Genomic DNA, 26,580 nt, shown 5'->3' with positions numbered 1-26,580 from the left:
CTACCGCCGCATCACGGCCGGCTCGTGCCGGCGCAGCAGCCGGGCGACGACCAGTCCGTACGCGACGGCCAGCACGATCAGCATGCCCATGTCGAGCAGCCAGACGCCCTGCCGGTGCACGAACAGCGGGTCGTCGGTGAGCGTGCCGGGCACGGTGGTGTGCAGGTCGATGGTGGCGGCCATGGCGCCGAGCGCCCAGCGCGAGGGCACCAGCCAGGACAGCTGGTTGAGCACGGGGATGTGGTCGAGCTGCAGCAGCGCCCCGCAGAACACCACCTGGACGATGGCGACCAGCACCAGCAGCGGCATGGTCACCTCTTCCTTCTTCACCAGCGCGGAGATCAGCAGGCCGAGCATCATCGCGCTGAGCGAGAGCAGCGCCACGGCCAGGGTGATCTCCAGCAGCGGCGGCAGGAAGACCCCGCTGCCGCCCTGCGGTCTGAGCTGCACGCCGATCAGCGCGACCATGGTCAGCACCACCGACTGGACGACGGTGACGGTGCCCAGCACGACGACCTTCGAGCACAGGTACGCGGATCTGGACAGGCCGACGGCGCGTTCGCGCTGGTAGATCGTCCGTTCCTTGACGAGTTCGCGCACCGCGTTGGCGGCGCCGGTGAGCACCCCGCCGACGCACAGGATCAGCAGCGCGTTCAGCGCGGTGTCCTGGTTCAGGCGGCTGCCGGCCAGTGCGTGCGCCATCGCGCCCATCACGAACGGCAGCGCGATCATCACGGCGAGGAAGGTCCGGTCGGCGGCGAGCGCGCTGGCGTACCGGCGGCACAGCGTGCCGACCTGCCCGAGCCAGCTCCGCGGCCGGGGCGGCGGCGCGGGGGTCGCCTCCTCGGGCAGGGCGTGCTCGGCGGGGGCGAGCGCGCCGGGCCAGTCGCCGGGGCCGCCCGCCGGGCCGCTGACGTACTTGCGGTAGGGGGCGGAGGCGCGGAACTGCCCGGCCCAGTCGCGGTCGGTCTGGTTCTCGAACGCCTCGAAGGCGTCCGGCCAGTGCGCGAACCCGAAGTGCTCCAGCGTCTCGCCGGGCGGCCCGTACCAGGCGGTCCGCCCGCCGGGGGCGAGCAGCAGCAGCCGGTCGCACAGGTCGAGGCTGAGCACGCTGTGGGTGACCACGATGACGGTCCGCCCGTCGTCGGCAAGGCCGCGCAGCATCTGCATCACGGACCGGTCCATGCCGGGGTCGAGCCCGCTGGTGGGCTCGTCGAGGAAGAGCAGGGACGGCTTGGTGAGCAGTTCCAGGGCGACGCTGACCCGCTTGCGCTGGCCGCCGGAGAGGCTGGAGATGACCTGGTCGGCGCGCTTGCCGAGGCCGAGCTCGTCGATCACCTCCTCGACCCGGGCGGCCCGCTCCTCGGGCGCGGTGTCCTCGGGGAAGCGCAGTTCGGCGGCGTACGCGAGGGCCTTCCGGACGGGCAGTTGGGTGTGCAGGATGTCGTCCTGCGGGACGAGGCCGATCCGGCGGCGCAGTTCGGCGTAGTCGCGGTAGAGGTCGCGGCCGTCGTAGCGGACGGTGCCGCGGTCGGCGGGGCGCAGCCCGGTGAGCGCGTTGAGCAGGGTGGACTTCCCGGCGCCGCTGGGCCCGGCGACCGCGAGCAGGCACTTCTGGCCGACCGGGAAGGTGACCTGGTCGAGCAGGGTGCGGCCGTCGTCGACCTGGACGGTGAGGCCCTCCACGTCGAGGTCGATGTCGCCGGTGTCGACGAACTCCTGCAGTTCGTCGCCGACCAGGCAGAACACCGAATGGCCGATTCCGACCAGGTCCCCGGGCCCGACGGGGGCCTGTCGCACCGGCTGGCCGTTCAGGTAGGTGCCGTTGTGGCTGCCCAGGTCGGTGATCTCGTACCGGCCGTCGGGCGCGGCGCGCAGCTCGGCGTGGTGGCGGGAGACCGACAGGTCGCCGATCACCAGGTCGTTGTCGGACGCCCGGCCGATCCGCACCACCTTGGCGGGCAGCGGCATGACGCTGGACGGCGGCCGGTAGGAGCCGGTGATCGCGGTCAGCCCGGACGGGCGGCGGCCGGGCAGCGGGTGCACGGCGGTCGGTTCGGGCACCGCGCTGAACGTGCAGCGCGGGCCGTCGGCGGGACTCCCCAGGCAGAGCACGGTGCCGGGTTCGACCTCCAGGTGGACGACCCGGTGGCCGTCGGCGGCGTAGGTGCCGTTGGTCGAGCCGGTGTCGTCGACGATCCAGTGGCCGTCGCCGACGTGCAGTTCGGCGTGGTGCCAGGAGACCCGCGGGTCGGTCAGCACGATGTCACTGGTGGGGTCGCGCCCGAGGGCGTACCTGCGGCTCGGGGTGATGACCGTCGAGTCGCCGCCGGTTTCCAGGATCAGTTTCGGCGCGGTGAGCGCAGCCTCTCGCTCTCCCATACGTCGATGCTAGACCGCGCGGCGGGCACCCGCCCGGGGGGCGGTTTTCGGCCCTTCGGGTGACAGTGGGAAGCGGTCGCCACGGATCGGGTACCTGTGGGGTCGGGACCGAGCGGCCCGTTGGGCGGCGGATGGGAGCGGGCTTGTGAACACCTGGGCAACCTGGACCACTCAGGGCATTCTGTCCGGCCACGGTGGCGTGAAGACCGTGGAGATCGGCGTCATCACCGGGGACCTGACGGTGCACACCATGTGGATCGAGGGCGAGGCGCGGCTGACCGTGCAGTACAGCGGCGCGCTCGACTGGTTCACCGTGGAGGGCAGCCCCGTGGCCGCCGCGGACGAGGCGGCGGCCCGCGAGGTGCACCAGCGCATGGTCGAGGCCGTGAAGACGGGCGGAGGTGCCACCGCGCCACAGGCGTGACCGGACCAGCCCTCCCGGGCCGCCACCGACAGGCAGTCGGCCGCGACCCGGGTTTCGTGCGTCCTCGGGCCCTCGCGGCCCCCGCGGCCCTCACGGACAGGAGTAGACGAACCCCGCCTCGGCGCTGGGGCCGCCCGCGGGTTCCAGCACCTCCAGCCGGGCGGTGGCGGCGTACTCGCCGTGTCCCCGGAAGGCCCACTCCAGCCGGACCTCGGTGCGCCGGCGCCCGGCCTCCACGTGCTGCACGACCGGCCCGGAGTCGGTCCCGTCGCTGCGCACCCAGCGGTAGCGCACCTCGCCCTCACCGCCGTCGGTCTCCAGCACGCCCGTGACCACGGCGGTGCCGTCGCACCCGGGCCCGGCGGCCGCGGTCCGCGCCGTCACGCCCGCCACCTCGACGGGCCGCCCGTAGCGGTCCCACAGCAGGTACCCGAGCAGCGCGAGCAGCAGCACCAACGGCACCAGCAGCCACCTGTCCCACCGCCGCCGCGGCGCCGCAGCCACCTCCCCGCGCCACACCGCCGCCGCCCCGGGCGGCACCCCGGGCCCGAACCGCCGCAACCCGTCCTCCGCCCCGGGCTCCGCGGCCTCGAGCCGCACCGTCTCCGCCAGACCGTCCAACCGCACGGTCTCGGCCGCGTCCGACAACGGGACCGCCGGACGGAGCTGGACGGTGCGCTGTTCGTCCTGCGGGACGGCGGCCCGCAACTGGACCGTCACTTCGGGCGCGGCGGGCCGTCGGACGGGCCCGAGCCGGAGGCCGGGGTCAGGAGGCAGTTCGGTCATCGTCGGTCCCCCTAGCGCGGCGGGCAGATCATCAGATAGGTACCGGAGGACGCAGTGCCGCCGGACGGGGTCGTGGTCACGCTGACGCCCACGTTCTTGGTGCCGCTGTAGCAGGGGTACGTGTGCGACAGCGACACCCACTTCCTACCGGTGCTGTCAGTGACCACCGGGACGGTCTCGGACACCGGCGAGCTCCCCCCGTCGAGCCAGGTCACGGTTACCGCGGTCCCTGGGCTCCCGGCGGGCTGCACCGTGACAGAGAAGTCGACCTGCAGGGTGGTGTAGGAGACCTTTCCGGAGATCCGTCCCACTCCGACGGTGGCGGGCGGGGCGGTCGCCGTCGGGCTGGGCGTGGCGGACGGGCTCGGCGTGGCGGACGCGCTGGTGCTGGGGCTGGGCTTGGGGCTGGCGCTGGGCTTCGCCGTCGGGCTCGGGCTCGGGCTCGGTGTCGCGCTCGGGCTGGGCTCCTCGGTGGGCGAGGGGCTCGGGCTGTCGGTGGGGGGCGGGGCGGGGGCCGCGGTGGTGGGGTGGACGGTTGTGGTGGCGGGCGGGGCGGCAGCCGGCCGGGGGTCGGCGACCGTCTTCTCCTCACCGGCCGAGGCGACCGTGGCGAGCGCGCCGAGGACGAGGACGATCGCGCCGACGGTGGCGATCAGCCGTCCCCGGAACGGAACCCGCGGGGCGGTGAGCACCGTCGTCGCGTACGAGGTCGCGCCGGGCAGTGCGCCGTCGGCGGTCGGGGTGGGCAGCAGCAGGGGCAGCAGGGCGACGAGCGCGGCCAGCCGCCTGCGTCCGCGTTCCTCCCAGTCGGCGCCGTAGGCGGCACCGGCGGCGGCCTCCAGTTCGTCGACCAGGGCCTCCGCGCCCGGGGGCCGCTGTTCGGGGGTCTTGGCGAGCCCGGCCCGGATGAGCGGGCGGAGGGCTTCGGGCGCCTGGGTGTCGGGGATCTCGGCCTCGGTGTGCTGGACCGCGAGTTCCATCAGGGTGGTTCCGGCGTACGGCTTGGCGCCGGTGAGGCACTCGAAGAAGGTGGCGGTGGCGGCGTACACGTCGGTGGCCGGGGAGGCGGGGCGTCCGGCCCACTGCTCGGGGGCCATGTAGGCGGGCGTGCCCGCGACGGTGCCGCTGGCGCCGTCGCGGACGGCGATGCCGAAGTCGACGAGTTTGGACTGACCGTCGACGGTGACCAGCACGTTCCCGGGCTTGTAGTCGCGGTGCACGACACCGGCCCGGTGCGCGGCGGCCAGGCCGAGCAGCGAGCCCTTGAGGACGACCAGGGCGGCTTCCGGCCCGGTGCTGCCCTCGGCGCGCAGCAGGTCGCGCAGCGAGACGCCCTCGATGAGTTCCATCACGATGGCGGCGCCGTGCGGGCCTTCGACGTACTCGTGGAGGCGGGTGACGTGCGGGCTGTCGAGGGTGGCGAGCAGTTGGGCCTCGACCCGGAAGGCGGCCTGGTCGGGGTGGTCGCCCAGCAGGTACTTGATCGCGACGGGGGTGCCGGTGGCTCGGTGGCGGGCGAGGACGACGCGGCCGGACGCCCCGGCGCCGAGTTCGCGTTCGTGCGCGTAGTCGGGGAGTTCCCAGTGGACGGGGTCCGCCCGGGCGCGTCCCGCGGGGGCGGGTCCGCCGGTCTGCCGTCCGGGTGCTGAGCGTCCGTCACCTTGTCCACCCCCGGTGCCCCCGTGCTGTGCGGGGGCGCCCCGTTCGTCGCCTGCGGGCCGGCGCGGGTGCGCGGCCACCGGGAGTGACGCGCCCCCGGCCGGGCGGGTTCCGGCGCGGGGGCGGCGGAAGGTCACGATTCGGCTGTTTCGTGCACTGATCTTCGGACCGCCGAGGGGCGGCCGCCACCAGGCATCGTCACCAGGCGCCGTCGGGGGGCGGCGCGTCGCGGCGGCGGGTGGACTCGGCGGCCTCGGCGGCGACGGAGCCGCGGTGGACGAGCTGCTGGCCGAGGGCGGTGAGGGCCCGGCCGACGGCGAGCTCGTCGCCGATCTCGGGGTCCGCGGGGTCGGTGCTGCTGCGGTGGGCCTCGGCCTCGACCTCGATCAGGTTGACGCCGGTGTCGAGGACGGCGTGCGCCTGGGTGAGGTCGCCGACCTCGACCACCCGCAGCCGGACCGACCACTCGCTGCTGTGCGGTTCGGGCGCCGCCGCGCGGCCGCTCACCGCTGCTCCTCCTGCTGCGACGGGTCGGCGACCGGATCGCCCTCCGCCTGGGACTCCTCCCACGCGTGCATGGTCTGGTAGGAGGTGATGCCTTCCTCGGGGTCGACCGACCGGACGTCGTCCTCGTCCCGCCGGGCCTTCTCGTCGAGCCTGTCGCTCATCTCGGACATCCCGGGCTCCTCGCTCTCGGACCCCCGCTTCTCCCTCCAGCGTGCCCCCGCGGGCGGGTTCAGTCGAGTTCGGCCAGCAGGTCCGGGTTGACCAGCGCGACGATCGTCCGGACGTCCGCCTCCGCGACGGCGGGCCACAGCACGGCGCGGGCGGCCCGGTAGCGCTCGGCCAGCCGGGCCCGGTCCGCCGCCGGGAGCAGTGCGGCGCGGTCGGCGCGGGAGTTGTGCGCGTTGTCGGCGATCTTGACCAGGGCGGCGGCCTGGTCGGTGGCGACGTCCAGCAGCATCGTCCGGTAGTCCGCCCCCGGCGTGCGGGTGACCCGCCGGACGGTCGCCACCACGGCGGCGGGGACGCCCGCGGCGAGCAGGTCCTCGGCGGTGAGCGGGGTGTCCTCCAGGACGTCGTGCAGCAGCGCCGCCATCCGCAGGCCCGCGCCGAACGGGGCGACGCCCGCGGCGACGGCGCGCACGTGCTCCACGTACGGCACGCCGATCCGGTCGTACTGGCCCTCGTGCGCGCGGGCGGCGAGGGCGTCGACCTCGTCCGGGGTCAGGAACGGCACCGCGGTCATCACGTCCTCGCTCTCCGCTCCACCTGGAGCACTACGGCCGGAGTGGTCAGGGCGGAGCCCCCGGCCTCCGACGGAGTGTTCCACGCCCGCCCCGCCCGGCCGCCCCGGGGCCGGGGTTCGGGCGGTGGGACCTCGGGCGCCGCGACGTATAGTCCGGTTGACCGAAGGGAGTGATCGTCCGGTGCGGGTGACCCCGATCTCCCCGGAGCGGCTGGTCGAGCTGCTGGCGGGACGGATCCACGAACTGGCCGACGACGGACGGCGGCTGCGGGTCGCGGTCGACGGCGCGGCGGCGACCCGGCCCGGCGAGCTGGCGGACGCCCTGGTGGAGCCGCTGCGGCTGCTCGGCCGACCGGTGCAGCGGGTGTCGGCGGACGACTTCCTGCGGCCCGCCTCGGTGCGCTTCGAGTACGGCAAGCAGGACCCGGACGCCTTCCACGACCTGTGGCTGGACCAGGGCGCGCTGCTCCGCGAGGTCCTCGACCCGCTCGAACCGGACGGCGACGGCCGCGTGCTGCCCACGTACTGGGACCGGGAGACCGACCGCGCCACCCGGGCCGACTACGTCGAACTGCCGCCGCGCGGCGTGCTGCTGCTGGACGGACCGTTCCTGCTCGGCCGCTGGCTGCCGTTCGAACTGACCGTGCACCTGGCCCAGTCCGCCGCCGCGCTGGCCCGCCGCACCCCGCCGGCCGAACAGTGGACGCTGCCCGCGCACGAGCGCTACCGCACCGAGACCGACCCGGGCGAGCTGGCCGACCTTACGGTGCGGGTGGAGGACCCCCGGCACCCGGCGCTGGTGGAGCGGGACTGAACCGGACGCGCCGACGGCCCGGTGCCCGGGCGACTCAGGCGGTCGGGACGGGGCCCTGCTGGCAGCGCGGGCACCAGTAGGCGACGCGGTCCCGGTCGTGCTTGGCGGTGCGGATCGGCGTGCCGCAGCGTCGGCAGGGGCGGCGGCCCCGGCCGTACACCCAGTGCTGGTGGCCGGGGCGGGGGTCGCCGGTGGTGACGTGGCCGGGCCGCAGCTTGTTGGCGTCCAGCAGTTGCCGGGCGCCGTCCAGCAGGTCGTCCGGGTCGGGCAGGTCGCCGACCGGCAGCCAGGGGGTGACACCGGCCAGGAAGGGCAGCTCGTTGGCGTACACGTTGCCGATGCCGGCCAGGGTCCGCTGGTCGAGCAGGGCCTCGCCGACCGGGCGCAGCGGGTCGGCGAGCAGGCGGCGGTGCGCCTCGGCGGCGTCCCAGTCCGGGCCGAGCAGGTCGGGGCCGAGGTGGCCGACCACCCGGTGCTCCTGGTCGCTGCGCAGCAGTTGGACCACGGGCAGCCGGTAGCCGACGGCGGTGCCGTGCCCGGTGCCGAGGACCACCCGGACCTGGAACGCGGGACCGCCGTGCCAGCGCTCGCCGGGCCGGAAGGTCTGCCAGCGGCCGTCCATCCGCAGGTGGGTGTGGAGCGTCACGCCGCCCTCGAACCTGGTCAGCAGGTGCTTGCCGCGCGGCACCGTCCGCAGCACCTGGCGCCCCCTCAGGTCCGCGGTGGCGTGTGCGGGAACGCGGAAGTCCGACACCGTCAGCACGTGACCGGCGAGCGCCTGGTCGAGCTGGGTGGCGACGCGGTAGATGCTGTCTCCTTCGGGCACGCCCTCCATCATGCCGCCCGCCGCCGACACCGCGACCGGCGCCCCTCCGCCGCCGGCCGCCCCCGGCCGGATCCCGGCCGCTGCGGCCGCCGTCGTCCCCGCCGTTCTCCGCCCGCAGCGGAAATCCCTGGTCAGTGGCGTGTGCGTGCTCTACGGTCGGCGGAATGACAATCACTCACGAGGTGGCTGGAGACGGCCCCGCGGTCGTGCTGCTGCACTCCTCCGTCTGCGACCGGCGGATGTGGGACGGGCAGTGGGACGCGCTCCTCGGGGCCGGGTACCGCGTGCTGCGGTGCGACTTCCGCGGTTTCGGGGAGACCCCCTGCGCGGACCGCCCGTACGACAACCTGACCGACCTGGCGGACCTGCTCGACGAACTCGGCATCGAACGGGCGGCCCTGGTCGGCTCCTCCTTCGGCGGCCGGATCGCCCTGCAGTTCGCCGCCCTGCACCCCGACCGGGTCGGCTCGCTGACCCTGCTCTGCCCGGGCAGCCCCGACCACGAACCGAGCGCCGAACTGGTCGCGCTGGACGAGCTGGAGGTCGGCCTCGTCGAGTCCGGCCGACTGGACGAGGCGGTCGAACTGATGGTCGACACCTGGCTCGGGCCGGACGCGGACGAGGCGGCCCGGGCGAAGGTCCGGACGATGCAGCGCAATGCGTACGAGGTGCAGTTGGCGCCCGAGGAGGAGATCTCCCCGACCCGGGTCGCGGTCGACCTGCGGGCGGCCGTCGCGCCCACCCTGGTGTACTCCGGCGCGCACGACCTGGACGACTTCCGCCGGATCGCCGCCGACCTGGCGGCCCTGCTGCCGGACGCCGAGCACCGCGAACTCCCCTGGGCCGGCCACCTGCCCGCCCTGGAGCGCCCCGCGGAGACCGCCGAGCTGCTGCTGACCCGGCTCGCCGAGGTCGGCCGACGCTGATCCCCGTCGTCCCGCCCCTTCCCCAGATTCACTCCCCCGAGTGAATCCCCTCGGTCGCCCAGGGGCCCGCCAGCACGGGCGCCCTGGCCGACCGGCTGCCTTTCCGGCTGCTGCAGATCGAACGGGAGTTGGGGGAAACGGTTCTTCACCAACGGGCCGTCAGCCCTCCCCCTTCGAACGGCCGGTGCACGCGGTTCGAAAAAACCCGTGCACACGATCGACCGCTCTGATGTGATGCCGCCTGATCAACCTCCGCAGAACCCCCGCAGAAGAGGACGAACTCCACCCTTGGACGGCACGATGCGCGAAACGAACCACCCCCTCGGCTCCGGGTCGGAGGCCGTCCTGGCCAGGCTCGAGGCTTACTACGACGCGGTGCCCCGCTTCTCCGCGACGACCGAGGAGCACGGCCCGCTCACCCTGTTCGTCCGCACCGGGCAGGGCTGGCACTACTACGGTCGACCCACCCTGGGCGGCCCGGGCGTCTTCACCGCCGAGGACGTGGAACGGGTCCGGGCCCGACAGCGCGAACTCGGCGCGCCCGAGAACTTCGAGTGGGTGCACGAGACCTCCCCCACCCTGCGTGCGGCCGTCGAGGCTGCCGGGCTGGAGGTGCACGAGCACCCGCTGCTGGTGCTCGACCTCGACGCCCCGGCCGCCGACGCCCCGACGACCGCCGACAGCACGGCGGCGGCCGACGGCCCCGAGGTGCGGGTCGTCGCCCCCGACGACCCGCTGCTGCCGAGCGCCGTCATGCTGCCGCACCTGGCCTTCGCCGAGGCCGGCACCGGAATCGGCACCGCCGGGCCCGAACAGCTCGCCGAAGCGGTGAAGGGCCCCGAGAGCGAGGCAGCCGTGTCCCGCATGGCGGAGCGAATAACGGCCGGGCGCACGGTCCTCGCCGCGACCGTCGGACCGGACGGGGCGGCCACCGCCTCCGGCTGCCACCAGCCGGTCGGCGAGGTCAGCGAGATCGTCGCGGTGGCCACCCTGCCCGCCCTGCGCCGCCAGGGCCTGGCCCACCGCGTCACCTCGCACCTGGTCGAGCACGCCCGCACCGCCGGGGTGCGGACGGTGTTCCTCTCCGCGAGCGACGCCGACGTGGCGCGGATCTACGAGAGCGTGGGCTTCCGGCGGATAGCCACCGCCCTGATCGCCGAACCGCCCGCCGCGGGCTGACCGTCCGACCGCTCCACCGTCCGACCGCTCCACCGGCCGGTCCGCCAGCGGGGTGGCCGAGCGGTGGAGCGGTCGGGCCCGGAGCGGGTCGGCCCCGGAGCGGACCGGAGCGGACCGGGGCAGGCCGGAACGGGTCAGGTCAGGGCGGGTTGGGCCGGGGCGGCGGGCGGCGGTGGAACAGCCCTGCAGGGCACGGCACTCGGGAAGGGAGAGCCTCAGGAGAAGAGCGCGGAGCGGAGCTTGAGCCGGTCGGAGGCGCGGCCGCCCGGGCGGAGGCTGTAGTAGTCACCGTCGCAGTCGGGGCCGGTGAACACGGTGACGGTCGACCCGGTGAAGTTCTGCGGGGCGAAGGCGGGTTCGGTGGTGTCGGGGTCGGCGACCTCGGGCAGGGTGACGCAGACGCGGCTGTCCGGCTCGACGAGGACACCGGCCGCCCGGTTCCCGAAGTCGTCGTAGTAGGTGTAGCGGAACTCTCCGACGGCCGCACCGGCCGGGCTGGGCAGGGCGAGCAGCAGGGCGAGCGAGGCAGTGGCGGCGGCAACCGTCTGACGCAGGTACATGGGGCGGAACGGCCTTCCGGTAAGGGTGGTTTGCGGGCGGAGCGCCCGGTTCGACGCACACCACCGTAGGAGCGGGGTGCGGCAGCAAAACGGTTCTGCTTGCCCGTCCCGCGTGTCACTCCGCTCCCGTGCGCACCACGGTCGACCGCGTCGAGTGCCTCCGGTGACGAGCCGGGGTCGACGGGGCGTCAATTGGAGGGACCGCCAGTGGACATCGAGGAGGTCGAGCGCTTGTTCTCGTGTTAGAACCGGCGTCCAGCGGGCACATGTGTTGCTACCTGGGAGCAGGGTCGCGTCGGCGGGGAAGGCCGGGGCGTGCCTGCCTGCGGCGCGGAGGTGGTTGATGGACGGACCCGCACTCTCCCCGCGTGAGCTACTGATCCTCCAGCAGATCGAGGCCGAGCTGGGGAGCGATCAGGAGCTGGAGCGCGAGCTGCGCACGATGCGGACGGCGAGGGCCGCACGGCTACGACGGACGCTGATGGCCCGGCCGTGGATCGTGGTCGCGGTGATCTCGTGTTGTCTGGCCGTCTCGTTCGGACTGCTGGCCATGGCGGTGGCACTGGACGAACCGGCCCTGCTACTGGCCGTGGTGGTCAGTTGGGCCGTCGTGTTGGTGGCACTGATGACGGTCGCGGCCCATCTGCACCGACGCGGGCGAACCCGGTAGCCGCCCGGGCGGGCCGCCGACGGGCGGCCCGCACTTCCGGCCCGGGGCGCCCGGGGCCCCGGTGGAGGCCCCGGGCCTTAGGAGCGGACGGGCGGACGGGCGAGTGGGCGGACGGGCGGGTCAGACGCCGGGGAGGCCGGTGTCCAGGTCGTCCAGGGCGTGCGAGCAGATGCAGTCGCGGGCGGCGGGCAGCGACTCCAGGGCCTTGAACAGGACGGTGCGCAGCCGGTCGACGTTGCGGGCGAAGACCTCCAGCACCTCGGCGTGGGTGACGCCCTCGCCGGTCTCGACCCCGGCGTCGAGGTCGGTCACCAGGGCCAACGAGGTGTAGCAGAGGCCGAGTTCGCGGGCCAGGACGGCTTCCGGGTGGCCGGTCATGCCGACCACGGACCAGCCGTTGGCGGTGAACCAGCGCGACTCCGCCCGGGTGGAGAAGCGCGGGCCCTCGATCACCACCAGGGTGCCGCCGTCGACGGGCTCCCAGGCGAGGTCGCGGGCGGCGGCCAGGGCGGCGGCGCGGCCGTCCGGGCAGTAGGGGTCGGCCATCGAGACGTGCACCACCTCGGGCATCGACCCGTCGGGCAGGATCCGGCCGTCGTAGTAGGTCTGCACCCGCCCGGAGGTGCGGTCGACGAACTGGTCGGGCACCAGCAGCGTGCCGGGCCCGTACTCCGGCCGCAGGCCGCCGACGGCGCACGGCCCGAGGACCTGGCGCACGCCCAGGGCGTGCAGGGCCCACAGGTTGGCGCGGTAGTTGATCCGGTGCGGCGGCAGCCGGTGGCCGCGGCCGTGGCGGGGCAGGAAGGCGACCCGCCGTCCGGCCACCTCACCGACGAACAGCGCGTCGGACGGCGGCCCGTACGGAGTCTCGACGTGCACCTCGGTGACGTCGTCGAGCAGCGCGTACAGGCCCGATCCGCCGATGACTCCGAGCTCGGCGGTCGGGGTGCCGTCGGTGCGGGGCGGGTGGACGTCGGCCATGGCTCTCCCTCGGCTCTGGCGGTCGGTCGCGGCCCCGGGCGCCCGGTGGGGCCGGGCGGGTGGATCGGGTCCGCGCTGCGCGGGCCGGTGCACGGGCGGAACGGTCCGGCCGCGCACCTCCGGCGCGCTCCCACCTTACGAGCAGTCAGCTGCGCCCGTGCGCAAGGGCCGTCGTGGTGCGCCGCCCGCTCGGCGCGCCTGCCCGTTCACCACCGTTTCGTCCCGGTCCGGACCGTCCCGCGCAGCGCCCGCGTACAGTGGCAACTCCACCGGCGGCGGCCGCGGGTGGCGGCGGGCGGCCGCGAGCGGCTGAACGGCCGGACGAGACGACCGGGCGAGCGGACGGGTGGACGGGTGGACCACCGGGCGGCTGCGGCTGGGCGACCAGGACAGGGGACGGTGCGATGGGCGGGCGGGTGGAGGTGCACTCGGGTTCTGCGGTGGTGGGGGCGCACCGGCCGCTGGCCTGGCGGGTGCTGCCGTCCTCGCCGGACGCGGCGGTGCTAGTGCTGCACGGCGGGAAGGAGTTCGGTGCGGCGGCGCCTCCGCTGCTGAACCTGCCGGGGCTGCGGATGCGGCCGTTCGCGAGGGCGGTGCAGCGCGGTGCGCAGGCCGCGGGCGGCCGGTCACTGGCGGTGGGCACGGTGCGTTACCGCTGCCGGGGGTGGAACGGCGACCGGGCGGACGCGGCCCGTGACGCGGAGGCGGCGATGTCCGACCTGGCCGAGCAGTTGGGTCCGGTGCCGACGGTGCTGATCGGGCACTCGATGGGCGGGCGGGCGGCCCTGCGGGCGGCGGCCCACCCGTGCGTGCGGGGCGTGGTCGCGCTGGCGCCGTGGTGCCCGCAGGACGAGCCGACCGAGCACCTGCGGGGCCGCTCGGTGCTGATGCTGCACGGCGACCGGGACAAGGTCACCCCGCCCGACGAGACCGACCTGTTCGCGCTGCGGGCCCGCGACCACGGCGCACGGGTGGCCGGCTACCGGGTGCTGGGCAGCGGTCACACCCTGATGCGGCGGGCCGGTGACTGGCACCGCGCCGCCGCCGACCTGGCCCTGGCCCTGCTCGGCCTCGGAGCGCTGCCCGAGGAGGTCCGCACCGCCCTGGCCCTGCACGGCCCGGACCGGAACGGCCTGCACATCCCGCTCCGCAGCCGCCACTGACCCGCCCGGACGCCCCACGGTCGAAGGGGCACGGGCCGAAGGGCCACGGGCCAAGGGGGTACGGGCCGGAGGAGCAGGGGCCGGTCCGCGACGGGCGGGTGACCGTCCGGTGACGTTTGGTGCGGTTCCGGCTTCCGGCTCGCCCCGGGCGGGTAGGGGGCGCACACTCCGGTGGAGGGAGACGTCCGCCAATCGACTGAGGGAGGACCCGCCCATGGGGATCAGCCTGACCACTGATCGGCTCGTCGTCCGGGACTGGACACCGGACGACGCCGAGGACGCGCTGGCCGTGTACGGTTCCACGGACGTCGCCCGCTGGCTGACGCCCGTGATGGACCAGGTCGTCGATGTCGAGGCGATGCGTTCGGTGCTGCGCGGCTGGGAGCAGGAGCAGCCCGGTCTGCTGCCGCCGCGCGGGCGGTGGGCGGTGCAGCGCCGCGAGGACGGGAGGGTGGTCGGCGGTCTGGGCATCCGTCCGCTGCCGCCCTACGACGAGGACCTGGAGATCACCTGGCAGCTCTCCCCGCAGTACTGGGGCGAGGGCTACGCGACGGAGGCGGGCCTGGCGCTGCTGCGCTGGGCGTTCACCCAGGACGTCGAGGAGGTCTTCGCGGTGGCCCGGCCCAAGAACGACCGGGCGCACGCGGTGGCGAAGCGGCTGGGGATGCGCTGGGTCGGCGAGACCACCAAGTACTACGGGTTGAACCTCCAGGTGTACCGGATCCGCCCGGCCGACCTGCCCGAGTACCGGCCCTGAGCCCCGCCCCCGCCCGGCGGGCCGCGGGCGGGGTCGAGCGCGCATCGGCTCCGCCCTGCTCTGCCCTGCCCTGCCGTTCCGCGTCTTGGCCTGCCGCGGGCCGGGGCGGACCGGGGCCGGCCGGGGCGGACCGGGGGGCCGATCGGGGGTCGGTCAGGCCGGGTGCCCGACGGGTCGCCGGTCGACCAGCGGGTGCAGGTGGACGGGCCCGGCCTCGTCCGCCCGGGGCAGATCGGCGGCGTACCGGGCGGCGAGGGCGAGTCCGGCGGGCGGTAGCCAGGAGGCGGGGCCAGGGGCGAGGTCGGGGTCGAGCAGGACGAGGAGTTGGCCGGGTGTCGGGCGCAGTGCCGGGTCGGGGTCGAGGCAGCGGGCGAGGGCGGGCAGCAGCTCCCCGGGGACGTCGGCGAGGTCGGGTCGGCCCTCCAGGATGCGTCGCCGGACGGCCCGCGTCTCCTCCGCCCCGACGCCGACGGCGCCGCCCACACCCGTCCCCGTCCCCACACCCGTCCCCGTCCCCACGCCTGTCGCCCATGGTCGTGGGCGGCCGGTCCAGGGGTGGCGGCCCTGGGCGGCGGTGGCGAGCAGCGCGCCGAGGGCGAAGACGTCGCCGGGCGGTCCGGTGTCGGCGGGGCGTTCGATCTGCTCGGGCGAGGCGTAGCCGAGGGGGCCGGTAGTGCCGTCCGGGCCGGGGGCGGACGGGAGGCCGAAGCCGGTCAGCACCGGGTCGTGCGCGGTGACCAGGACCCGGGCGGGTTCGAGTCCGCCGTGGACGACTCCGGCGGCGTGCCCGGCGGCCAGGGCCCGGGCGAGTCCCGCGCCCAGGCGGCGGACGGTGGCGACGGGCAGCGGGCCGGTGGCGCGTAGCAGGCGGGCCAGGTCGGGGGCGGGGGCGTGCGCGGTGGCCAGCCAGGGCCGTTCGGCGTCGGGGTCGGCGTCCAGGACGGGCAGCGTCCAGGGCCCGTCGATCCGCCGGGCGGCGCGGGCCCGTCGGGCGAAGCGGCGGCGGGCGGCGGCGTCCGGCACCCGGGCGGGGTGCAGCTCCTCGACGGCCACCAGCAGCCCGTCGGCGGCGCGGCACAGGTGGATCCGCGCCGCGCCGCCGCCGTCGGTTCCGTCCCCGGTTCCGTGGCCGGTTCCGTGGCCGGTTCCGGGTGCCCGCAGCACCCGGAACGGTCCGATCTCCCGCATGTCCGGGCCCTCCCCCGTCGTCTTCCAGGACGACGGGAGGGACGACGGGGGCCGGGGCCGGGGTTCCCGACCTGGGGTTACTTCTCGGCGGGCAGCTCGTAGACGTGGCCGGGGGTGGCGATCGAGGTGATCGCCCGGGCGAACAGGGTGGAGGGTTCGCTGCCCTCGTGGACGATGTCGGTGTTCAGCAGGACCACCAGGGTGGCGTCCTGCTCGGGCAGGTAGACGGTGACGCTCTCGTAGCCGGGCAGTGAGCCGTTGTGGCCGACCCAGCCGCCGACCCGGAACAGGCCGAGCCCGTAGCCCGCGCCGTCGCCGAAGCCCGGGACGGGGAGGAACTTCTCGCGCTCGGCCTGGGTGGCGGGGCTGAGCAGGGTGCCGGTGGCCAGGGTCTTGGCCCAGCCGCGCAGGTCGTGCAGGTCGGAGATCATCGCACCGGCGGCCCAGCCCCAGGACGGGTTCCAGTGGGTGGCGTCGGCGACGGAGCCGTCCAGGGTCTGGTCGGTGTAGCCGTGCGCGTAGGGGCGGGGCAGTTCGGCGGCGCGCGGGAAGAGGGTGCGCTCCAGGTGCGCGGGGCCGGTGACGTTGCGGTGGATGAAGTCGCGCAGCGGCATCCGACCGAGCTTCTCGACCAGCAGGCCGAGCAGGACGGTGTTGGTGTTCGAGTACTGGTAGTCGGTGCCGGGCGGGAACACGTTGTCGTGCTTGAACGCGTACGAGAGCAACTCCTGCGGGGTGAACGGCCGTTCGGGGTCGGTGAGGAGGGCCTTCACGAAGTCGTCGTCGAAGGTGTAGGAGTACAGTCCGCTGCGCATCTCGGCGAGTTGGCGGATCGTGATGTGCTCGCCGTCCGGCACGCCGTCGAGGTACTTGGCGATCGGGTCGTCGAGGCCGAGCAGTCCGCGGTCGACGAGTTCGAGCACGGCGGTGACGGTGAAGGTCTTGGTCTCGCTGCCGATCCGCAGGTTCAGGTTGGGCGTCATCGGCTGCCCGGTGGCCTTGTCCGCGACGCCGTCGGCGTGGACGTACGTGCCGCGCCCCGGCAGCCACAGGCCGACGATCACCCCGGGCGTCCCGGTCTGTTCGCGCACCTCGGCGATCGCCGCGTCGAGCCGGGCCGCGAGGGCCGGGTCGAGCGGGCAGTCCTCGTCCACCGGGGGGTGCACGGGACGGTGCGCGGGTTGCAGGGCGGGTCGGGCGAACGGGGCGCCGGAGTCGGCCGCGGCCGGGACGGCGGGGGCGAGGGCGCTCAGGGCGAGCAGGGCGACGGCGAGTCGCCGGACGCGGGGACGGCGCATCGGGGCACCTCTTCCGGGAGGGGGCGGACTGTTCCGCCCAGGTCACCACCCGGACGCCCGCACGGGGCCGCGGCCGTCCGCCCGTCCCCGCGATTCCACCCGTGCGGCGGGCGGCCTCCGCCTGCTGACACCCCCGTCAGCGGGCGATCGCCCGCGGGCGGGGGTGTCAGCCGACCTTCGCCGACGGGGCGTCAGCGGGCCGGTCGGACCGGGTGCTTGCTCAGGATCGAGACCCGGTTGAACGCGTTGATGGTGATCGCCACCCAGATCACCGCCGAGATCTCCTGGTCGCCGAACACCTCCCGGGCCTGCGCGTACGCCGCCTCCTGCGCGGCCGCGTCGGCCGGGTGGGTGGTCGCCTCGGCCAGCGCGAGGGCGGCGCGTTCGCGCGCGTCGAACACGGCGGCGTCCCGCCAGGCGGCCAGCACGCCGAGCCGCTGCACGCCCTCGCCCTCCTTCAGCGCGGCCTTGGTGTGCACGTCCAGGCAGTAGGCGCAGCCGTTGAGCTGCGAGACCCGCAGGTTGACCAGTTCGACCAGCCGCCGGTCGAGCCCGGCGTCGGCGGCCGCCTGCCGGACCGCCTCCGCGGTGCCCAGCATGGCGCGGAACGCCTGCGGGGTCTGCTTGTCGACGTAGACCCGACCCGTCGGGGCCGCCACCTCGGTCACCTCGGACACCTGGACTCTCCTCCACTGCTCCACCGCGAACTGGCGTTTGTCGGACGCTCGGATCCATGATAGTTGAAGATGAAACGATTTGCTGGACGTGCTCGCCGGCCCCCGGCGGCACGGGAGGGAGCACCCCGATGAGCACCACCGAGAACGGCGCCGCCGAAGTCCTGCCCCCGCGCGACGTCCCGCTCGGCGGCCCGCGCGCGATGACCGTCCGGCGCACCCTGCCGCAGCGCGAGCGCACCCTCATCGGCGCCTGGTGCTTCGTCGACCACTACGGCCCGGACGACGTCGCCACCACCGGCGGCATGGACGTCGCCCCGCACCCGCACATCGGCCTGCAGACCGTCAGCTGGCTGTTCAGCGGCGAGATCGAGCACCGCGACAGCCTCGGCGTGCACGCCTTCGTCCGCCCCGGCGAACTCAACCTGATGACGGCGGGCCGGGGCATCGCGCACTCCGAGACCTCCACCGCCGCCACCACCGTCCTGCACGGCGTCCAGCTCTGGGTCGCCCTCCCCGACGCCCACCGGCACACCGCCCGCGACTTCCACCACCACGTCCCCGCGCCCGTCCCGCTCCCCGGCGGCGGCGAGGCCCGGGTCTTCCTCGGCACCCTGGCCGGCGACACCTCCCCCATCCCCACCTTCACCCCCCTCCTCGGCGCCGAGCTCACCCTCCCCGCGGGCACCACCACCACCCTCGACGTCGACCCGGCCTTCGAGCACGGCCTCCTCGTCGACCAGGGCGACGTCCTCTTCGCCGACACCCCTCTCCACCCCGCCGACCTCGGCCACCTCCCGCCCGGCCGCACCACCCTCACCCTGACCAACACCTCCCCCGCCCCGGCCCGCCTGATCCTGCTCGGCGGCCCGCCCTTCGGTGAGTCCATCGTCATGTGGTGGAACTTCATCGGCCGGTCCGGCGAGGAGATCGTCCAAGCACGGCTCGACTGGGAGCAGGGGGCGCGGTTCGGCGAGGTCCAGGGCTACCCGGGCGACCGCCTGCCCGCCCCGGAGCTGCCCAACGTCGCCCTCAAGGCGCGCGGCAACCGACGCTGACCTGCGGAGACCCACGGCCGGGGGCGGTCACGTCCGCCGGAGCGCAACGGGCGCGCCACGACCGCCTCCAGCCCGGGTCTCCGGGACAGTCACGGTCGGCCTGCCGGTTCCCGTCCACGGGCGTGTTCCGCAGGATCCGGGTGGACGAACGCCGACTTCACCGACCACCCGTCAGCTTCCGGCGGAACCCTGTCAGTCCAGGTGGCAGACGCGCAGGAAGACCGGATCGGCCGACGTACGGGCGATCGGGCCTGCACCTTCCCGGCCGCGCGCACGGTCGGGGAAGCCCGCTCCGTGGCGCCTCCCGCGGCCAACGGCAACCCGGCGCACCGCACCGCACCGGGGGCCGGTCGACGCCACGATCGGGCGTGTTCCCGAACCCCCGGAGACCTCGCGGCCGCACGGGGTCGAGCAGTGCCTTCGGTCTCGGGATCCGGTGTTCGATGCTTCAGCTCATCGGGTTCTCGCCCTGCGCCAGGAGGTGGACGACACCGACCCACACGGACTCGTCGGACCAGGTGTGGAACGCCCGCACCCGCCAGGAGCCGGGCGGCAGGGGGACCGGCGCTGCGGAGGGCTCGCCGTGCCCGTGCGGGTACGGCTTTCCGAGGTCCCGACCGGCGTCGGCCGAGTCCATGAGGACCGCAGGACCGTCGGTGGTCCAGGTGCCGCAGTCCTCCCACGGGGTGGCCGGATCGTCCAGCACGGCGTGGGCGGCAGCGAACAGCTCGGCCTCGGAGTCCGCCGCGAGCCACCTCACGAAGGCCGTTCGATCGGGCAGGTAGCAGGTGCCGGCAGGCTCGTCGCCCAGCACCAGAGCGGATGCGGAGTCGTCTCCGCGCAGGTCGACGACCCCGGCGTGGTCCTCCACCGCGCAGGCCCGGTCGTAGTCGTCCTGCCGACCGGTGGCGCCGAGGATCTCTCCGCCCGGGGTGCAGCCGTCCCAGCGGTCCAACGCGGATACCGGGACGACGACCAGCGGGCCGCCCATGGACTCGACCCAGACCGTCCCGGTTCCGGCGGCGGGTTCGAAGGTGTCGCTCATGCCCGCCATTGTGACCTCGGCGTGCGACGCCCCGGCCAGGAGCGTGCCGAACGGCCCGGAGCGTCCACGCGGTCACCGGACACGCCCGGAGGCGATCCGCTCGAACGAACCCGCCCGATCCCCGGGCATCGCACCCCGACCCGCCCCGCCCCGCCCCGCCCCGCTGGGACTTGCCACCCCGCCCCGCGCGCAGCCGCCCCGTCCCACGGCCTGGACACCGTCCCCGTCAGCGCCGACCTCCGGGAACAGGCACGCCACCATCCGTCCAGCGGATGGGCGGCATCCGCACAAGTGATCAGCAGGGGCGTTCCCCCGGGCCCTCCGCTCCGTCCAGGATGGCTGCCACCGCGGCCCGTCGGCCCGTCGCTCCGGCAGGCACCACCCCGCCGTCCCGGCCGGGCAGGCCGGTACGCACGCCCGCCCCGCTCGGCCGCGGTCCAGCCCCCTCGAACGGAGCCGCCATGTCAGCTTCCAGCCCTCTCGACGCCTCCGCGCCGGGCCCGGTCCTCGCCCGTCCCCGACTGACCGCGACCCTGCTGATGGCGGGCAGTTGCCTGCCGGTCCTCGGCGCCGTCCTGATCGCCCCGGTCGTCCCGAAGCTCCAGGAGCACTTCGCCTCCGTCTCCGGCGTGGACGCCCTCGCCCCGATGGCGCTGACCGTGCCTGCGCTCTCCCTCGCCGTGATGGCGCCGTTCGCCGGCGCGATCATCGACCGCCTCGGCCGCCACCGCCTGCTGGTGGTCGCCACCGTGCTCTACGCGGTCGTCGGCACCGCCCCGCTCTGGCTCGACTCGCTGCCCGCGATCATCGTCAGCCGGGCCCTGGTCGGCGTCGCCGAGTCCGCCGTCATGACCTGCTGCACCACCCTGATCGGCGACTACTGGAGCGGCAGGCAGCGCGAGAAGTACCTCGCCCTGCAGGCCATGTGTTCCGCGCTCTCCGCCACCGCCTTCTTCGCCCTCGGCGGCGCCGCGGGCTCGGCGGGCTGGCGCGCCCCGTTCTGGGCCTACGCCGTCGGCCTGCTGCTCGCGCCCCTGCTGGCCACCGTGCTGCGACCGGCCGGCCGCAGGCGGGACGCCGCCGCGGCCTCCCCCGCCCTGACCCCGTTCGCCCCGCTGCTGCGCCGCCTGCTGGCGCCCTGCGCGCTGACCTTCTTCGGCGCGGTCGTCTTCTACACCGTCCCCGTCGAGACCTCCTTCCTCCTCGAGGACCTCGGCACCGAAGCCCCCGCCACCATCGGCCTGTGCACCGCGATCGCCAGTACCGCCACCGTCGCCGGCGCGGCCGCCTTCACCCGCCTCACCGGCCGGGCCGACCGCCTGCTCCCCTGGACCCTCGCCCTGTGCGCGCTCGGCTTCGGCGTCATCGCCGTGGCGGGCAGCGTCCCCGTCCTGGTCGTCGGCGCCGTCGTCAACTGCCTGGGCACCGGCCTGCTGCTGCCCACCCTGATCACCCGCACCATGGCCGTGCTCACCCCCGCCGACCGCGGCCGGGGCACCGGCCTGTGGAACGCCGCCTTCTTCCTCGGCGAGTTCGCCTGCCCGCTGCTCCTGCTCGGCGCCGCCGGGCCCGCGGGAGACCTGGCAGGCGCTGTCGGCGTCCTCGGCGCCGCCACCCTGGTGATCGCCGCCGGCCTGGCCGTCACGCGTTCACGCCGCGCGGCGCTCCCCCGCCCGGTCGAGAACGCACCCGCCTGATCGACCGCCCGTTGGAACCACGCGGCCGGCGAGTTCCTGGGGGAAGACGGCTGCCTCACCTCGCCGCCCCCGCCCGACCGGCTGCCCCGGCGTCAACTCCCGTGCGTCCGAACGGCTTCCCGCCCGGGAGGGGCGGGCGCCGCTCCCCTCCCGGCCGCGCCCCATCTGGGATTCAACATGTATCCTAGATTGGTGCCAGATTACCGAACCTCTGCTGCCCTGGAGGCGCTGGAGCGCCGACTGCGCAACGCCCGCCGTCTGAACGTCGTCCTCGCCGCCGTCTGCGTGTTCCTGCTGATCGTCGCCCTGGCCGACGGCGGTTCCCGGCACCTGACCGGATCCGCACCGGGCCCCGCGGCCACCGGCAGTGCGAGCGCCACCGGCACCACGGCGCAGCGGGCCACCGCCGCCGACTCGCTGGCCCGGCGCGACCCGGCGGACCGGATGGCGCTGGGCCCGGCCGACGCGCCCGTGGTCATGGTCGAGTACGCGGACCTGCGCTGCCCGTACTGCGCGCTGTTCACCCAGCAGACGCTGCCCGCGCTGCTGTCCGAGTACGTCGACACCGGCAGGGTCCGCTACGAGTTCCGCGACCTCGCGTTCTTCGGCGACCAGTCGGTGGACGGCGCGGTCGCCCTGCACGCCGCGGCCGACCAGGGGCGCTTCCGGGAGTACCTGACCACCCTGTACGGCGCCGCCCCCGACCACGGGCACCCCGACCTGCCGAAGGAGAAGCTGCTCGACTTCGCCCGCACCGCGGGCGTGCCCGACCTGGCGGCCTTCGAGACCGCGCTCGGCAGCGCCGACCTGCGCGCCGCCGTGACCACCGCGACCGGGAAGGCCCAGGACCTGGGCGTCACCAGCGTTCCGTTCTTCGTGGTCGGCGACCGGGTCCTCTCCGGTGCGCAGCCCGTCGACGCGTTCCGCGAACTCCTCGACGACGCGCTCGCGAAGGCGGGCGGCACGCGGTGAACATCGGCTTCGCCGGGGCCCTGGCCGGAGGGGTGCTGACCCTGCTCAGCCCGTGTTCGGTGATGCTGCTGCCCGCGTTCTTCGCCTACGCCTTCACCTCCCCGGGCCGTCTCGTCGCCCGCACCGGGGTCTTCTACCTCGGGCTGCTCGCCACCCTGGTTCCGGTCGGCGTGCTGGCCGGCGGTCTGGGCGCCGTCGTCTCCGAGCACCGCGACCTGCTGGTCGGCGCCGCCTCCTGGACGGTGATCGCCCTCGGCCTGGTGCAGCTCTCGGGCCTGACCCTGCCGACCCTCGGACAGAGCCGCACCGGCGACCTGACCTCGAACCTGTCGGTGTTCCTGCTGGGCAGCGTGTACGGGGTGGCGGGGGTGTGCGCGGGGCCGGTGCTGGGCTCGGTCCTCGCGCTGGCCGCGCTCGGCGGCACCCCCCTGTACGGCGGCGCCGTGCTGGCGGTGTTCGCGTTCGGCATGGTCGTCCCGCTGTTCCTGCTGGCCCTGGCCTGGCCGCGGCTGCCGTGGATGCGCCGCGCGGTGCGCCCGCGCGAGGTGCGCCTGGGCCGGTGGCGCACCACGGTGACCCAACTCGTCGGCGGCGCGCTGGGCGTGGCCCTGGGCGCGCTGCTGCTGGCCACCGACGGGACGACGTCGCTGGGCGGTTTCCTCGGGGCCTCGGACCAGTTCGCGGTGGAGACCCGCACCCTCGACGGGGCCGCGTCCGTCCCCGACCTGGCGGTGGTCGGGGCCGCCGTCCTCGCCCTGGGCGCCGCCTGGTTCGTGCACCGCCGCCGCGCACGGGGCGCAGCCGGGCGGCGGGCCGCCGGTGAGTGAGCGCGCCGCGTGCCCGCCCGGTCGTCCGTCCGGGCCCGGGTCGGGGAAGATGGGGGCCATGTCGACAAGCGAGAGCGCCGCCGAGCGGGCCTACGCCGCCCTCCGGACGGGCATCCTGAACGGGACGCACCGGCCCGGGACGATGCTCGGCGAGGCGGGCGTCGCCGCCGAGCTCGGCCTCAGCCGCACCCCCGTCCGGGCCGCCCTGGTCCGGCTCCAGGACGAGGGCTGGATCACCGTCTACCCCAAGCGCGGCGCCCTGGTGCGCGGCCTGGACGGCAAGGACGTGCAGGACCTCGCCGACGCCCGACTGATCCTGGAGAGCACCGCCGTCCAGCGCACCACCCCCGAACGCCGGGCCGCCCTCGCCACCCGCCTGGAGGCCGAAGTCGACCGCCAGGAAGGCGTGTTGGCCGACGGCGACCTGCCCGGCTTCATCGAACTCACCGTGGCCTTCCACCGCTCCTTCGTCGAGGCCGCCGACAACCAGGTCCTGCTGGAGCTGAACGACCGTCTCGCCGACCGCCAGCGCTTCCTGCTGTTCAGCTACGGCGAGCAGTTGATGGAACGCTGCGCCGACATCATCGCCGAACACCGCGCCCTCGTCGCCCGCCTGGCCGCCGACGACGTCCAGGGCTTCTCCGACATCCTGCGCTCCCACGTCGGCGACACCTACGGCTTCGACCTCCGCCACCTGCGCGTCTGAACGGTGCGGCGGCCCGGCGCGCACCCGGAACGGGAGGGGACGCGTAGGTGCCCGGCCGGTGGGTTCCGGCCGGGCACCTGCGCTTCGGGTGCTCAGGCGTGGGCGGCGGTCGGCCCGCGGGTGCCGCGGCGCAGTCCGGCGGCGGCGAGGAGGGCGCCGACGACGCACAGGGCGGCGGTGACCTGGACCGCGGTGTGGACGCCGTTCATGAAGGCGTCGGCGCTGCCTTCGACCACGGCGGCCTTCAGCTGGGCGGGCATGGCCGGGTCGACGGGGGCGATGCCCATGGCGACGGCGTCCTTGGCGGCGGCCAAGCCCTGGGCGGTGGGTTCCGGTACGCCCGCACCGGTCAACTCCCGCACCAGCGTGGATCCGACCCGGCCGCTGACCAGCGAGACCAGCACGGAGGTGCCCAGCGCGCCGCCGATCTGCAGTGCGGTGGCCTGCAGTCCGCTGGCCACGCCGCCGTCGCGGACGGGGGCGTTGGCGACGATGGCGTCGGAGGAGGCGGACATCACCATGCCGACGCCGAGGCCGATCAGGACGAACGGCGGCCACATCGCCCCGTACCCGGAGTGGCTGTCCCAGGTGCTCATCCACAGCGCGGCGACGGCCTCCAGCAGCATGCCCGCGGGCATCGTGAGGCGGGCGCCGAAGCGTCCGGTCAGGGCCGCACCGAGCGGGGCGGCGGCGACCGAGGCCAGGCTCATCGGGAGGGTGCGCACGCCGACCTCGACCGGGCCGAGGCCGCGGACGTTCTGCAGGTAGAGCATCAGGAAGAAGATCACGCCGAGCAGGACGAAGAAGTTGACCGCGGTGACGACGGTGCCGATGGTCAGCGCGGGGCTGCGGAACAGCCGCATCGGCAGCAGCGGGTGGGCGATCCGCGTCTCGTAGCGGGCGAAGAGCGCCAGCAGCACCAGACCGCCCGCCAGGGTGCCCAGCGTGCCGGGCGAACTCCAGCCCCAGCTCTCGCCCTTGATCACGCCGAAGACCAGGGCGACCAGGCCGAGGGCCAGCACGGCGACGCCGACCAGGTCGAAGCGGTGGTGGCCGGTGGAGTCCTTGCTCTGCGGCAGGACGAGCAGGCTGAAGACCAGCGCGCCGATGCCGATGGGCACGTTGACGTAGAAGACGGACTCCCAGCTGACGTGCTCGACCAGCAGGCCGCCGACGATCGGGCCGAGCGCGGTCGAGCAGGACGCGACCATCGCCCACAGGCCGACGGCGGTGCCGAACTGCTTCGGCGGGAAGACCGCGCGCAGCAGGCCCAGCGTGTTGGGGATCAGCAGCGCGCCGAACAGGCCCTGCAGGGCCCGGAAGGCGATGACGCCGCTCACGGAACCGATCAGACCGATCATCACCGAGGAGAGGACGAAGCCCGCGACGCCGACCAGGTAGAAGGTGCGGCGGCCGAACCTGTCGCCGAGCTTGCCGCCGAGGATCAGCGCGGCGGCCATCGCCAGCAGGTAGGCGTTGGTGACCCACTGCAGGTCGGAGGTGGAGGCGTGCAGGTCGCGGCCGATCTCCGGGTTGGCGATCGAGACCACCGACCCGTCGAGGTTGACCATGAACAGGCCGATCGCGACGGCGAGCAGCGTCAGCCACGGGTTGGCGCGCCGCCCGCCGGGTTCGCCGGGCGGTTCGGTCCGTGCGGGCAGGGCGGTGCGGTCCACCGGGGTGGAGGAGGGCATGGAGGTGCCTTGTCTGAGGGGGAGTTGACGGGGACGTCGCGCCCGGCCGGGTGCACGGCACGGACGCGCGCCGGAGCGCCGTCGGACCCGCCCGGGTGCACCGGTTCGACGGGTGGGAGCGGGCGGTGCCGGACGGTCAGCCGGCGGAGTGGAGGTGCCGGACGAGCGAGTTCAGGGCGCCGAGCGCCGAGCCGAGGGCGTCCTGCTCCCCGTCGGTGAGCGTGGCCAGCAGCCGCGTCAGGTGGGCGGTCTTGATCGCCCGGGCCTCGGCCAGCCGCGAGGCGGCCAGCGGCGTGGGGTGCAGGTGCGCGACGCGCTTGTCACCGGCGTCCTGCCGACGCTCCAGCAGGCCCTGGTCGGTGAGTTGCGTGACGAGGGCGCTGACGTTGTTCGGCTTCATCAGCAGCACCTCGGCGGCCTCACGGACCGTGACGCCCGCGCGCTCCTCGACCAGCCGCAGCAGGGCGAGTTGCCCCTCGGGCAGCCCGGGGTGCGGGAAGTCCAGCGCGACCTGCCGCTCCAGCACCCGGTTCAGCACGGGCAGGACCGACACCAACACCTCGGCGGTGGAGTCGACTTGCTCACGGCGAGCACGGGAGGAGGGCACCGCCCCAGATTAGATACGCCTACATACCTATGTCAAAATATCTAATGCCGGGTCCGCCGCGTCCCGGGCGTTCTCGGTGGCGGCGATCGTCTGACGCAGCAGACGGCGGGCGGTCTCCAGGTCGGCGGCGCGCCGGTCGAGGACGTCCAACTGGTCGCGCAGGCTGGCGAGGACGCCGGGGCAGGGGCGCAGCGCCGCCGTGTCGTGGGTGCAGGGCAGGACCTGGCGGATGGTGCGGGTGGGCAGGCCCGCGGCGAGCAGGGCGCGGACGCGGTGCACGGTCTCCACCGTCCGGTCGTCGTAGTCGCGGTACCCGTTGGCCCGGCGCCGGGAGTCGATCAGCCCCGTGCGCTCGTAGTAGCGCAGGAGCCGCTCACTGACCCCGGTGCGGCGCGACAGCTCCCCGATCAGCACCGGCCCGCCCCCTCTCGGCTTGAC

Annotated in this window: 28 protein-coding genes; 12 read left to right on the top strand and 16 right to left on the bottom strand. The window is 74.8% G+C overall.

Features of this window, described 5'->3' with window-relative positions; translation table 11 throughout:
* Positions 1-2,382, bottom strand: coding sequence for an FHA domain-containing protein (locus QSK52_RS16850; protein ID WP_285736892.1), 2,382 nt, complete (start codon positions 2,380-2,382; stop codon positions 1-3).
* A gap of 145 nt (positions 2,383-2,527) precedes the next feature.
* Between QSK52_RS16850 and QSK52_RS16845 the strand changes: the two genes are divergently transcribed.
* Positions 2,528-2,806, top strand: a complete 279-nt coding sequence (locus QSK52_RS16845) for a hypothetical protein (RefSeq protein WP_285736891.1) — start codon at positions 2,528-2,530, stop codon at positions 2,804-2,806.
* A gap of 90 nt (positions 2,807-2,896) precedes the next feature.
* On the opposite strand, the gene QSK52_RS16840 is transcribed toward QSK52_RS16845, so the two are convergent.
* From QSK52_RS16840 to QSK52_RS16820, 5 genes are all read right to left on the bottom strand, one after another.
* Complete coding sequence (locus QSK52_RS16840; protein WP_285736890.1) at positions 2,897-3,592, bottom strand: hypothetical protein; 696 nt, start codon at positions 3,590-3,592, stop codon at positions 2,897-2,899.
* An 11-nt stretch (positions 3,593-3,603) separates the two neighbouring features.
* Positions 3,604-5,388 carry a serine/threonine-protein kinase gene (locus tag QSK52_RS16835; protein ID WP_285736889.1) on the bottom strand — a complete coding sequence of 595 codons (1,785 nt, stop codon included), beginning with the start codon at positions 5,386-5,388 and terminating at the stop codon, positions 3,604-3,606.
* Between the two features lie 61 nt (positions 5,389-5,449).
* On the bottom strand, positions 5,450-5,758 hold the full coding sequence (locus QSK52_RS16830; protein ID WP_285736888.1) for a dsRBD fold-containing protein: 309 nt from the start codon (positions 5,756-5,758) through the stop codon (positions 5,450-5,452).
* Positions 5,755-5,928 carry a hypothetical protein gene (locus tag QSK52_RS16825; RefSeq protein ID WP_285736887.1) on the bottom strand — a complete coding sequence of 58 codons (174 nt, stop codon included), beginning with the start codon at positions 5,926-5,928 and terminating at the stop codon, positions 5,755-5,757. Before QSK52_RS16825 ends, QSK52_RS16830 begins: the two co-directional genes overlap by 4 nt.
* A gap of 59 nt (positions 5,929-5,987) precedes the next feature.
* Positions 5,988-6,500, bottom strand: coding sequence for an HD domain-containing protein (locus QSK52_RS16820; protein ID WP_285736886.1), 513 nt, complete (start codon positions 6,498-6,500; stop codon positions 5,988-5,990).
* Positions 6,501-6,681: 181 nt separating this feature from the next.
* Here QSK52_RS16820 and QSK52_RS16815 point away from each other — a divergent pair, with 181 nt between their 5' ends.
* Positions 6,682-7,314 (top strand): uridine kinase, encoded by a 633-nt coding sequence (locus QSK52_RS16815; protein ID WP_285736885.1) that lies wholly within the window; start codon positions 6,682-6,684, stop codon positions 7,312-7,314.
* Between the two features lie 34 nt (positions 7,315-7,348).
* Here QSK52_RS16815 and QSK52_RS16810 read toward each other — a convergent pair whose 3' ends face one another.
* The gene (locus QSK52_RS16810) at positions 7,349-8,140 is read right to left on the bottom strand and encodes a DNA-formamidopyrimidine glycosylase family protein (protein WP_285736884.1); all 792 of its coding nucleotides are present in this window, start codon (positions 8,138-8,140) and stop codon (positions 7,349-7,351) included.
* A gap of 164 nt (positions 8,141-8,304) precedes the next feature.
* Here QSK52_RS16810 and QSK52_RS16805 point away from each other — a divergent pair, with 164 nt between their 5' ends.
* Both QSK52_RS16805 and QSK52_RS16800 read left to right on the top strand, forming a co-directional pair.
* Positions 8,305-9,066, top strand: coding sequence for an alpha/beta fold hydrolase (locus QSK52_RS16805; protein ID WP_285736883.1), 762 nt, complete (start codon positions 8,305-8,307; stop codon positions 9,064-9,066).
* Between the two features lie 300 nt (positions 9,067-9,366).
* Positions 9,367-10,245 (top strand): GNAT family N-acetyltransferase, encoded by an 879-nt coding sequence (locus QSK52_RS16800; protein ID WP_285736882.1) that lies wholly within the window; start codon positions 9,367-9,369, stop codon positions 10,243-10,245.
* A gap of 215 nt (positions 10,246-10,460) precedes the next feature.
* On the opposite strand, the gene QSK52_RS16795 is transcribed toward QSK52_RS16800, so the two are convergent.
* Positions 10,461-10,805, bottom strand: a complete 345-nt coding sequence (locus tag QSK52_RS16795; RefSeq protein ID WP_285736881.1) for a hypothetical protein — start codon at positions 10,803-10,805, stop codon at positions 10,461-10,463.
* A gap of 343 nt (positions 10,806-11,148) precedes the next feature.
* Here QSK52_RS16795 and QSK52_RS16790 point away from each other — a divergent pair, with 343 nt between their 5' ends.
* Complete coding sequence (locus QSK52_RS16790) at positions 11,149-11,475, top strand: hypothetical protein (protein ID WP_285736880.1); 327 nt, start codon at positions 11,149-11,151, stop codon at positions 11,473-11,475.
* A gap of 120 nt (positions 11,476-11,595) precedes the next feature.
* Here the strand turns inward: QSK52_RS16790 and QSK52_RS16785 are convergent, their stop codons facing one another.
* Entirely contained in the window at positions 11,596-12,456 is an 861-nt protein-coding gene (locus tag QSK52_RS16785) for an S-methyl-5'-thioadenosine phosphorylase (protein WP_285736879.1), read from the bottom strand.
* A 404-nt stretch (positions 12,457-12,860) separates the two neighbouring features.
* Between QSK52_RS16785 and QSK52_RS16780 the strand changes: the two genes are divergently transcribed.
* A complete protein-coding gene (locus QSK52_RS16780; RefSeq protein ID WP_285736878.1) occupies positions 12,861-13,619 on the top strand; it encodes an alpha/beta fold hydrolase in 759 nt (252 codons plus the stop codon).
* Positions 13,620-13,833: 214 nt separating this feature from the next.
* Positions 13,834-14,376: a GNAT family N-acetyltransferase gene (locus QSK52_RS16775; RefSeq protein ID WP_285736877.1), complete on the top strand. Its 543-nt coding sequence runs from the start codon at positions 13,834-13,836 to the stop codon at positions 14,374-14,376.
* Between the two features lie 153 nt (positions 14,377-14,529).
* On the opposite strand, the gene QSK52_RS16770 is transcribed toward QSK52_RS16775, so the two are convergent.
* The 3 genes from QSK52_RS16770 to QSK52_RS16760 form a co-directional block, all read right to left on the bottom strand.
* Complete coding sequence (locus QSK52_RS16770) at positions 14,530-15,564, bottom strand: protein kinase domain-containing protein (RefSeq protein WP_285736876.1); 1,035 nt, start codon at positions 15,562-15,564, stop codon at positions 14,530-14,532.
* Positions 15,565-15,641: 77 nt separating this feature from the next.
* Entirely contained in the window at positions 15,642-16,862 is a 1,221-nt protein-coding gene (locus tag QSK52_RS16765; protein ID WP_285736875.1) for a serine hydrolase domain-containing protein, read from the bottom strand.
* Between the two features lie 191 nt (positions 16,863-17,053).
* On the bottom strand, positions 17,054-17,539 hold the full coding sequence (locus QSK52_RS16760) for a carboxymuconolactone decarboxylase family protein (protein ID WP_285736874.1): 486 nt from the start codon (positions 17,537-17,539) through the stop codon (positions 17,054-17,056).
* Between the two features lie 128 nt (positions 17,540-17,667).
* Here QSK52_RS16760 and QSK52_RS16755 point away from each other — a divergent pair, with 128 nt between their 5' ends.
* Positions 17,668-18,594, top strand: coding sequence for a pirin family protein (locus QSK52_RS16755; RefSeq protein ID WP_285736873.1), 927 nt, complete (start codon positions 17,668-17,670; stop codon positions 18,592-18,594).
* A 448-nt stretch (positions 18,595-19,042) separates the two neighbouring features.
* Here QSK52_RS16755 and QSK52_RS16750 read toward each other — a convergent pair whose 3' ends face one another.
* Positions 19,043-19,639 carry an Imm21 family immunity protein gene (locus tag QSK52_RS16750; RefSeq protein ID WP_285736872.1) on the bottom strand — a complete coding sequence of 199 codons (597 nt, stop codon included), beginning with the start codon at positions 19,637-19,639 and terminating at the stop codon, positions 19,043-19,045.
* 461 nt (positions 19,640-20,100) lie between these two features.
* Here QSK52_RS16750 and QSK52_RS16745 point away from each other — a divergent pair, with 461 nt between their 5' ends.
* From QSK52_RS16745 to QSK52_RS16730, 4 genes are all read left to right on the top strand, one after another.
* Complete coding sequence (locus QSK52_RS16745; protein ID WP_435053276.1) at positions 20,101-21,336, top strand: MFS transporter; 1,236 nt, start codon at positions 20,101-20,103, stop codon at positions 21,334-21,336.
* A gap of 192 nt (positions 21,337-21,528) precedes the next feature.
* On the top strand, positions 21,529-22,308 hold the full coding sequence (locus QSK52_RS16740; protein ID WP_285736871.1) for a DsbA family protein: 780 nt from the start codon (positions 21,529-21,531) through the stop codon (positions 22,306-22,308).
* The gene (locus tag QSK52_RS16735) at positions 22,305-23,135 is read left to right on the top strand and encodes a cytochrome c biogenesis CcdA family protein (protein WP_285736870.1); all 831 of its coding nucleotides are present in this window, start codon (positions 22,305-22,307) and stop codon (positions 23,133-23,135) included. Before QSK52_RS16740 ends, QSK52_RS16735 begins: the two co-directional genes overlap by 4 nt.
* 58 nt (positions 23,136-23,193) lie before the next feature.
* On the top strand, positions 23,194-23,841 hold the full coding sequence (locus QSK52_RS16730; RefSeq protein WP_285736869.1) for a GntR family transcriptional regulator: 648 nt from the start codon (positions 23,194-23,196) through the stop codon (positions 23,839-23,841).
* A gap of 92 nt (positions 23,842-23,933) precedes the next feature.
* On the opposite strand, the gene QSK52_RS16725 is transcribed toward QSK52_RS16730, so the two are convergent.
* The 3 genes from QSK52_RS16725 to QSK52_RS16715 form a co-directional block, all read right to left on the bottom strand.
* Positions 23,934-25,535 carry an MFS transporter gene (locus tag QSK52_RS16725; protein WP_285736868.1) on the bottom strand — a complete coding sequence of 534 codons (1,602 nt, stop codon included), beginning with the start codon at positions 25,533-25,535 and terminating at the stop codon, positions 23,934-23,936.
* Positions 25,536-25,671: 136 nt separating this feature from the next.
* On the bottom strand, positions 25,672-26,142 hold the full coding sequence (locus tag QSK52_RS16720) for a MarR family winged helix-turn-helix transcriptional regulator (RefSeq protein ID WP_285736867.1): 471 nt from the start codon (positions 26,140-26,142) through the stop codon (positions 25,672-25,674).
* Between the two features lie 27 nt (positions 26,143-26,169).
* Positions 26,170-26,556: a MerR family transcriptional regulator gene (locus tag QSK52_RS16715; protein WP_285736866.1), complete on the bottom strand. Its 387-nt coding sequence runs from the start codon at positions 26,554-26,556 to the stop codon at positions 26,170-26,172.
* Positions 26,557-26,580 lie beyond the last annotated feature (24 nt).

The organism is Kitasatospora phosalacinea, from assembly GCF_030268885.1.
GTDB classification, from domain to species: Bacteria; Actinomycetota; Actinomycetes; order Streptomycetales; family Streptomycetaceae; genus Kitasatospora; species Kitasatospora phosalacinea_C.
The sequence above is the reverse complement of the archived record's forward strand: the minus strand, read 5'-3'. Positions and strand labels throughout refer to the sequence as shown.

Bases quoted from the DNA above. Each gene is read 5' to 3' on its own strand.
- QSK52_RS16790 (WP_285736880.1), top strand. From the start codon at position 11,149: ATGGACGGACCCGCACTCTCCCCGCGTGAGCTACTGATCCTCCAGCAG.
- QSK52_RS16725 (WP_285736868.1), bottom strand. From the start codon at position 25,535: ATGCCCTCCTCCACCCCGGTGGACCGCACCGCCCTGCCCGCACGGACC.
- QSK52_RS16745 (WP_435053276.1), top strand. From the start codon at position 20,101: ATGTCAGCTTCCAGCCCTCTCGACGCCTCCGCGCCGGGCCCGGTCCTC.
- QSK52_RS16780 (WP_285736878.1), top strand. From the start codon at position 12,861: ATGGGCGGGCGGGTGGAGGTGCACTCGGGTTCTGCGGTGGTGGGGGCG.
- QSK52_RS16800 (WP_285736882.1), top strand. From the start codon at position 9,367: ATGCGCGAAACGAACCACCCCCTCGGCTCCGGGTCGGAGGCCGTCCTG.
- QSK52_RS16755 (WP_285736873.1), top strand. From the start codon at position 17,668: ATGAGCACCACCGAGAACGGCGCCGCCGAAGTCCTGCCCCCGCGCGAC.
- QSK52_RS16795 (WP_285736881.1), bottom strand. From the start codon at position 10,805: ATGTACCTGCGTCAGACGGTTGCCGCCGCCACTGCCTCGCTCGCCCTG.
- QSK52_RS16765 (WP_285736875.1), bottom strand. From the start codon at position 16,862: ATGCGCCGTCCCCGCGTCCGGCGACTCGCCGTCGCCCTGCTCGCCCTG.
- QSK52_RS16805 (WP_285736883.1), top strand. From the start codon at position 8,305: ATGACAATCACTCACGAGGTGGCTGGAGACGGCCCCGCGGTCGTGCTG.
- QSK52_RS16840 (WP_285736890.1), bottom strand. From the start codon at position 3,592: ATGACCGAACTGCCTCCTGACCCCGGCCTCCGGCTCGGGCCCGTCCGA.
- QSK52_RS16775 (WP_285736877.1), top strand. From the start codon at position 13,834: ATGGGGATCAGCCTGACCACTGATCGGCTCGTCGTCCGGGACTGGACA.
- QSK52_RS16770 (WP_285736876.1), bottom strand. From the start codon at position 15,564: ATGCGGGAGATCGGACCGTTCCGGGTGCTGCGGGCACCCGGAACCGGC.
- QSK52_RS16785 (WP_285736879.1), bottom strand. From the start codon at position 12,456: ATGGCCGACGTCCACCCGCCCCGCACCGACGGCACCCCGACCGCCGAG.
- QSK52_RS16730 (WP_285736869.1), top strand. From the start codon at position 23,194: ATGTCGACAAGCGAGAGCGCCGCCGAGCGGGCCTACGCCGCCCTCCGG.
- QSK52_RS16825 (WP_285736887.1), bottom strand. From the start codon at position 5,928: ATGTCCGAGATGAGCGACAGGCTCGACGAGAAGGCCCGGCGGGACGAG.
- QSK52_RS16750 (WP_285736872.1), bottom strand. From the start codon at position 19,639: ATGAGCGACACCTTCGAACCCGCCGCCGGAACCGGGACGGTCTGGGTC.
- QSK52_RS16820 (WP_285736886.1), bottom strand. From the start codon at position 6,500: ATGACCGCGGTGCCGTTCCTGACCCCGGACGAGGTCGACGCCCTCGCC.
- QSK52_RS16850 (WP_285736892.1), bottom strand. From the start codon at position 2,382: ATGGGAGAGCGAGAGGCTGCGCTCACCGCGCCGAAACTGATCCTGGAA.